Raw genomic sequence first — 7,290 nt, 5'->3', positions numbered from 1 at the left:
CAACTATTGCCTAATATCCAATACCCAATCCCTTTTGTTCCCCTAGACTTAATTTTTCTTTATAACCAAGGAAAGAGGTAGAGAAAGCTACTTGTGTGGGAAGTTAAGTATTAGAGGTGAAAATCATTTCTCACTTTTCCAATGCTACCGAAGATTCCATGCAAAGCAATTTAGTTATATTTCCTAACGCTGGGACTGCAATAAAGAGTAAGCAAACAGAAGAAGGAACAATTACCAACTACGACCGTGCTGAGGAACAATTTATAGAACTCCTAGCAATAGAGGATTTGGATCATAAATTAGATGTAAAACCTGCAATAGCTAGTGAGTTTGAACAGGCACTCTCAAGGGCAATTCGCGCTGCCTATAACAACGATCGCTCTGATGAACAGGCTCACCGTTTTCTGCAACGGATACTTTATCGAATTAATCGGCTAAAGCTGTTTTGGTATGACGATTTGCGGCACTATACCAATGAGCGATCGCTTTACTTGTCCTCATGTCGTAACCAGATTGAAGCTGCTTGGCAACAGTGGGAACTGGCACAATTCGATGTGGCTGCACTGCAACAATTAGATGTAAAACAAGCGCTAATTGAGCGCACATCTGCCGATTTAGATCCGCTTTTGTCGGAGAGTAGCCGCTACATTCGTGAGGAAATGACTGAATCTGGCTATCGTCACCTGCTAGCGATCGGCTCCTTTGATGGCTTGGTTGAAGCTAGTCATCTTTCCCGCATTTTGGGTGGTGTTGCTAATGAAGTGCAATGTACGCTGATGCGAGTACTAATAGAAGAATACGGCAATGGTCGTTTATCTCGCAAGCACTCTACATTTTTTGCCCAAATGCTTGCTGAGTTTGGAATGAACACTGAACCAGAGGCATATTTCGATTTAGTACCTTGGGAAGTTTTGGCTTCTACCAATCAGAACTTTCTGATGACTGAGCGCAAACGCTATTTCCTGCGTTATAGCGGCGGTTTGACCTATTTTGAAGTGGCTGGCCCTGCGGTTTACAAAAATTATATGCTGGCGGCGCAACGGCTTGGACTTTCAGAAGTAGCAGTGGGTTATTGGGAACTACACATCAGGGAAGATGAACGTCATGGGCGTTGGATGTTAGATGATGTGGCTTTGCCATTAGCAGAACGATATCCTAATGATGCCTGGGAATTAGTACTTGGGTATGACCAGCAGAAACTCATGAGCGATCGCGCGGGTATTGCTGTTGTGAAATCGATACGTGAAGCAAAACAATCCGTCTGACTCATCTAATAAATCTAAAAAATTATAAATAGCAGATTTTTCTGGTGTTTGTAATTTCACATTTCTAAAGCATTTTATTGCTAATCTCCCTACAATCCAATTTCTCTAGTCAGAACTTCTTTACTAAAGAAACGGTTATTTATTCCCTTATAAGCAAGGTATCAAATAACCCTCTACTAAATTGATTATACCTTACACATTGAAGTGCAGTCAAATGAAAGATATCTTTTTTTGTCCTGAAGAATCTAATTTTTACTCAAACTGTTTAGAAAATTTTGTTTTCAGAAATTGTAAAAATTACGAATCTATTGTGGAGTTTGGCTCAGGAGATGGCAGTCCTGTAATTAATTCCTTATTAAGAAACAACTTCGATGGCATTATCCAGGGATTTGAATTAAATACTTCTGCATGGAAAGTCGCAAATTCAACCATTGATGAATATAATCTCACTAATAAATATATAATCCATAATTCATCTTTGTTTAATTCTTCTCAACCCGATGCCGAGTATCTTGTAGCCAATCCGCCCTATCTCCCCGCTCCAGATAATGATATTTATATGCCACTCTTATTTGGGGGCGTAGATGGAGCCACCGTTACCAACGATCTTTTGTCGTTAGGTTATAAAAATGTGTTGGTTTTAATATCTAGTTTTTCTAATCCAACAAGTACACTGAACCTAGCAAAAGAAAATGGATATTGTGTTCAAAACTTCATGGTGTTACCTTTACAGTTCGGCTACTATAGCTCTGATCCCAAGGTAAAAAACCACATAGAAGAACTCCGAAAAAACAATATGGCATTTTATTCTGGCGATTATTATTTTCTAGCTGGCGTTTTATTTAACAAATGCCAGGATTCTGTAGTTGATTTATCTAATCAATTGGCTCAGGTTATGACTAGCTTGTGAAAACAAATACGCTTATGCAATCCCCATCTAAGAGGTACCTTGAAGATGGGGACTTGCGGGATTAGTTAAATCAATCCGTATTCTCAAGTCATCGCTTTGTTTACCTAAAGTTTTTGTTGTATGACTGCACTGCTAGAGTGAGATTGGCGCTTGAGTGTTGCAAATAAAATTACAACAGCACCGAACGACAAAATAGGAACGCCTGAAGTTGGTTCAGGTACAGAGACAGATGAGGTTGGCGTCAAGAGGAAGGCGTGTAATTCACCATTAACTGCACCACGACCGACAATTTGTCCCTTATTATTAATGGCAGATGCTGCTGTCAAGGTAAAACCCGCGTCTGAACCAGGAGCAATCAGGTTATTTAAGTCGTACAGAGTGTTATCACTATAAAGAAAAGCCCGCAAACCATTGCCATCTGGTGCAAAAAAGTTACTATTAGTGCCAGAAAACCCGACTGCTTGACCTAAATTATTGATCCCCACACCAAAACTGAATAAATCTGTAGGACGTAACCTACCGAGGTCTTGGATTCCCGTACCGGAACTGTACAGAAAAGCACGACCATCATCTACTCCAGTCAGCCCAGAACTACCTACCACTTGTCCTGAGTCATTAATATCATTTGCTACGCTGTACCCGTCACCTGGCAAAGTTCCCAAGTTAGTAGTTTGGCCGTTTTCGTATAAAAAAGCTGTGTTTGAACTGAGAATGCCTACTACTTGTCCCAAGTTATTTAAACTGTAAGCAACATTACCAGGAGTTCCGATGCTGGTTGCTATACCATCACTGTATAAGAAAGGCCCAAGTCCGCTTGCTCCCCCTACTATTTGGGTGCGATCGTTAATGGCATAAGGAATAGCATTTTGGATAGGGAGGGGTTGGGTGATGCCATTGCTGTATAGAAAAGGGTTATTTCCAGTAAAGTTATTACTACTAACCGAATTACCAACGACTTGCCCCAAGTTATTGATACCATTTACTGCAAGTTGATTATCGCCAGGCAACGGACTAATTTCTTTAAGTGAACCATTGCTGTAAAAAAAAGAACTTGCCAAAGAATTAATGGCTACCTCACCTGAGTCATTGATGCCTGTAGCGTAACTGTAGGCTCGTCCTGTAAGACTGCCTAAGTCAGTAACTGAGTATAGAGATACTGCCAACACCGACTTGGATGCAGTAAGACTGATTGCGGTCAAGGTTATTGCTGTTATACAGGATTTCCACTTAAGTAAAAGCATCTGACTTTTCCGTGATTTTTTATTCCACTATTAAATTACCACTGAACAGTAGAGTGAAAACCTGCCGTATCTGGGTAGTCGCTAAATACGCCATCAACACCTAAGCTGAAAAATAGTTCATATTCGCCTTGGGGATTTCCTTGAAAGTCCAGTGGCAAAAAGTAGTCTTCATTGCGGAAAGTCTAGACATGAACCAGCAAACTAACTGCATGAGCATTGATGACTAAAGATGTTGGCGATCGCAATTTACCACTGTTGTCTCTAGGAACCAGCAAATTTTTATGAATACCAACAGCTTGTGCATATTTAGCAATTTCTTCTAAACCTGATGTTGTGACTAAATCTGTATATGTGCGTTCATTACCACTAAGTATATAAATCATAAGGTTTACCACTGTTATTGGGCAATTGCACCAAAGGTAAATCTGTTTTTGTAGAATAATAATGTTGCCAAGGTATTAAAGTTTCGCGGAACACCAACACACAAGATTAAGCAAAGGGTACATACTGCACTTACAACTTTTGGCTGTGAACACCTGGCAAATCAGTCAGATCGTTCTCTGTCCGGTGGTGAAGCCAAGCGGGTTTGTATTGCCTGCGGTTTAGTTGCTGATTCCGAATTGCTGCTTTTGATGGAGAATTGTTTGTGACGCGGCTGAATTTGACGACGAAGCCGGGGTAGGATTTCGGTTAGAATAATCCAGAAAACAAGGCTGGCGATCGCACCTGTGCCAATACTGTACCAAAAAGCTTGTGTTTGGTAAAAAGGAATATCTTTAGGTGGGGTTTGTTGAGCGAGAATAACAGAGGATGCAATTTGGCTTGTTGCTAGTCCAATACCTACAATAGCAATATTAGTGTTGAAGTTGCGATCGCGCTCTGCTTGCTCTTTATCCAACTTGCGATCGCGCTCTGCTTGCTGTTTATCCAGCTCTGCTTGCTCTATTTCCACCATCCCGCGAATTGTAGCGGTCAAGTTTTCTAATATTGCTAATCCTGGATTTAGACCGAGATAGTCTTTTTCTAATTGTACCTGATATTTGTCTTTGACTATCTTGCTGAATTCTTCTAAAAATTTATCGGTTGTAAAAATTTCTTTACACTGTTTTTCGTAGTTACGCTCATTAACTTCAACTGTGTGCTGTTGAGTTTGCAGAAGGTTTATGTCTTGGACATAATTAAATACAGTATTAATGTTTTTTTGCAATTCGCATTTTAGCTCTTCCAATTTTTTGGTTGATAAACTTTCTAAACTCTTCTGGTCTATTAAATTATGCTTATATTTCTCTAACAGCCTTAATTTTAGTTCCCGTCCCTGTTCATAAGCCCAAAGTATTTTATGTCTACAGTAAAATAAGTATCTCCATGAATTATAAGATTTACTAGCTTCTGCAAATTTATCTTCATTGGGATAGAAAACAACTATTACATGACTGTCTTTTTGAATTTTGTCCCAACGCCCTTCACCACGCCACATTTCATAGACTGTAGCGCCTAGAAATTCTCCTGAATTTTGATGTTGGTGTTCTTTTGTAATTATAGCTTTGTAAGCTTGATGAGCGTTTGCTTCAGGAATTGGGTTATTAGCTGGGACTGTCCAGCCTGATATCATCCAAGTTTGCCCTAAGTAACCATTTTCTGAAAGTTTTCCAGGTGCTAAATCTCCAATTTTTGGTAAAAGGGCTAAATCTTTGATTTGAGTTAAGGTATGCTCAATATTAGATAATTCAACTTGCTGATCCACAGAGCAGCTATAGCATAGGCAGTTAGTATCATCAAAATTTGCTAGACTGTAAGAGCCATCAACAGCAGTTGAAATTGTGTCCCAGAAATCAAGGCGTTGTGGATTTTTGTCGTGGTCGGGTTTAATTGAGAATCCCTTTTGTTTAAGTTGTTCTGGCAGTTTTAACCAATAATCTTGCTCATTGCTCGAACCATCTGCAAGATTATAAATGAATAAGTCTAGGGTGGGATACTCTATTTTACACATTAATAATTTTATGGGATATCTGACTTGAGCTTCTTAGCTTTAGCGCTGGAATCAGTAGCTTGAAAAATTGCGATCGCAATATTCCCAATATGTTCTGGGGGTATTGGAGGTTGATTCTGCTGACTGGGTTTATCGTATTTGTTAAGTTCTTGACTTTTATATTGCGTCTGAATATTGATTCGCGCATTACGGTAAGACTCCTTAAGACAGTCGTTTTCTGCCAATTCTATCAAGCGGTTAAGAGCATTATCGTTTTGTGCGTTTGCAAGCATTTCACCAACATTATTGATTTCCTGCTGTAAAGCTGTTGGTAAAGGAGAATCTAATTCTACCAAAGCTGTTAAAAAGGCGCGGAGGGTGACTGTTTGTGGTTGGTTAAGCATAGGATGGAATAGGGGGTAAAGAAAATAAAGCTAACACCTAAAATAGGTAAAAAGCGCTGGCTTTCCAACGAACGGCTGCTTTTACCCTGTTGTACTTGGTTTACCAGTTAAAATAAAGCCAGCCGAATAATAAGGATGAGCATAGGGAGATTCGGTAGCTTCCTTCTTCTTTTTCTTTATGTGATCTTCAATAATTTCCGCTTCTGTTTCCAGAGAGGCTTTCGATTGGGGTTCATTCAATTCCTTGGCTAAGTCTCTATACCACTTAGCTAAATCTTTATAAGTTAACTGACGTAGCCAATCTTTTGCTTGTCTCAGTGCTATGGTAGGGGTTTGTCTTTGCTTGAGTAACTGGTACTTGAGTAACTGGTAATTTTCCATTCCTGCTGCATCCAGCTTTCAAAACGCTGAAGCTGATAAAAATGAGGTCGAGAGTCTCCCTGTTGTGATTCGCTTGGTAATTGTGGTGACAGGATTTTTAGAGGTTCATTATGTTTGATAATGAAAGTAGTGATACCAATAGGGCTGAGATGCCAGTAAATTGCCGCAGTTTTGGGATTAAGTAGTTTTTGCGTCTGTTTAAACTCAAACTCCTCGGTAGGCGGTTGATAAATTGAACCTTCCCTCAGCCAAGCAAGGCAGGTATTCTTGCGTACCTCTGCTGTTTTTAAAGCTTCTATGTGTTTCTCTGGATCTTCTGACTGTGCAAGGATATCTACCCGCATTTGATTAAAAGCCGCAAATTTGCTGTCTAGCTTTATTCTCTCTTGCTCTGATTTGTTTCTCAGCAATTTTTCTAACTGCTGAGTCCCTTTCTCCAAATTTTTCTGGAATTCTTCAGGGTTATCCGATGAATATACTTTCAGCAATTCTTGCAATAATTGCAAGTGTTGCTCCGGAAATTTATCAAACGTCAGGAACTCAAGGGCTTCTTCATAGCTTTTTTTTGCTTCAGATAAATCTGAGAAAAGACTTGGTTGATGCCTCATGTAATCTTGTAACTTTTTCAATTTTTCAAGAGGCAATTTGCTGCTACTTCCTTGCTCATTAAGTGTTACTATGTGTACTGTATTTATACCCTTAACCGAAGTTTTTACAACAGCTTCTTTATTTAGAGCATATATGTTTGCTAAACTTTGATTCTTATTCCAAGCTTCCCACCACTGAGGATCTATACAGTTAAGAGCGCTCTCATAAAATTTAATGGCTTCTGTATCTCGCTTTAACTTAACGAGTATATTTCCTTTGTTAACCAAAGCTTCATGCATATCTGGTTTGAATTCAATGGCTTTGTCGTAGGATGAGATCGCCTCCTCGTAGCGTTCTAATTTATGCAGCGTAAGCCCTCGGTTGTACCAAGCCGGGGAATCTGGTTTAATTTTCAGTGCTTGGTCAAAAGATGCGATCGCTTCTTCGTAGCGTCCCAAATACCCCAGTGAAATGCCCCGGTTGTTCCAAGCCGAGGAATCTGGTTTAATTCTCAGTGCTTGGTCAAAAGATG

General features: G+C 39.7%; 7 protein-coding genes and 1 pseudogene. 3 read left to right on the top strand and 5 right to left on the bottom strand.

Annotated features, from left to right (window positions below; all coding sequences use genetic code 11):
- Positions 1–158 precede the first annotated feature (158 nt).
- Both ACFE90_RS34115 and ACFE90_RS34110 read left to right on the top strand, forming a co-directional pair.
- Positions 159–1,265 (top strand): iron-containing redox enzyme family protein, encoded by a 1,107-nt coding sequence (locus ACFE90_RS34115; protein ID WP_375506716.1) that lies wholly within the window; start codon positions 159–161, stop codon positions 1,263–1,265.
- Positions 1,266–1,479: 214 nt separating this feature from the next.
- Positions 1,480–2,175, top strand: a complete 696-nt coding sequence (locus tag ACFE90_RS34110; protein WP_375506714.1) for an SAM-dependent methyltransferase — start codon at positions 1,480–1,482, stop codon at positions 2,173–2,175.
- Positions 2,176–2,279: 104 nt separating this feature from the next.
- On the opposite strand, the gene ACFE90_RS34105 is transcribed toward ACFE90_RS34110, so the two are convergent.
- On the bottom strand, positions 2,280–3,416 hold the full coding sequence (locus ACFE90_RS34105) for a hypothetical protein (protein ID WP_375506713.1): 1,137 nt from the start codon (positions 3,414–3,416) through the stop codon (positions 2,280–2,282).
- Between the two features lie 35 nt (positions 3,417–3,451).
- A pseudogene (locus ACFE90_RS34100) lies at positions 3,452–3,854 on the bottom strand (glycerophosphodiester phosphodiesterase family protein); the annotation flags it as partial.
- A 50-nt stretch (positions 3,855–3,904) separates the two neighbouring features.
- Between ACFE90_RS34100 and ACFE90_RS34095 the strand changes: the two are divergent.
- On the top strand, positions 3,905–4,066 hold the full coding sequence (locus ACFE90_RS34095; protein WP_375506715.1) for an ATP-binding cassette domain-containing protein: 162 nt from the start codon (positions 3,905–3,907) through the stop codon (positions 4,064–4,066).
- Between the two features lie 1,348 nt (positions 4,067–5,414).
- Here the strand turns inward: ACFE90_RS34095 and ACFE90_RS34090 are convergent.
- The 3 genes from ACFE90_RS34090 to ACFE90_RS34080 all read right to left on the bottom strand — a co-directional run.
- Positions 5,415–5,789 carry a hypothetical protein gene (locus tag ACFE90_RS34090; protein WP_375506712.1) on the bottom strand — a complete coding sequence of 125 codons (375 nt, stop codon included), beginning with the start codon at positions 5,787–5,789 and terminating at the stop codon, positions 5,415–5,417.
- An 81-nt stretch (positions 5,790–5,870) separates the two neighbouring features.
- On the bottom strand, positions 5,871–6,170 hold the full coding sequence (locus ACFE90_RS34085; protein WP_375506711.1) for a hypothetical protein: 300 nt from the start codon (positions 6,168–6,170) through the stop codon (positions 5,871–5,873).
- A partial coding sequence (locus ACFE90_RS34080) for a tetratricopeptide repeat protein (protein WP_375506710.1) occupies positions 6,110–7,290 on the bottom strand: 1,181 nt, incomplete at its 5' end. The genes ACFE90_RS34080 and ACFE90_RS34085, both read right to left, overlap by 61 nt.

Source organism: uncultured Nostoc sp. (assembly GCF_964245445.1).
Taxonomy (GTDB): Bacteria; Cyanobacteriota; Cyanobacteriia; order Cyanobacteriales; family Nostocaceae; genus Nostoc.
Note: the sequence above shows the minus strand (reverse complement) of the source record. Positions and strands in the feature narration are given on the sequence as shown.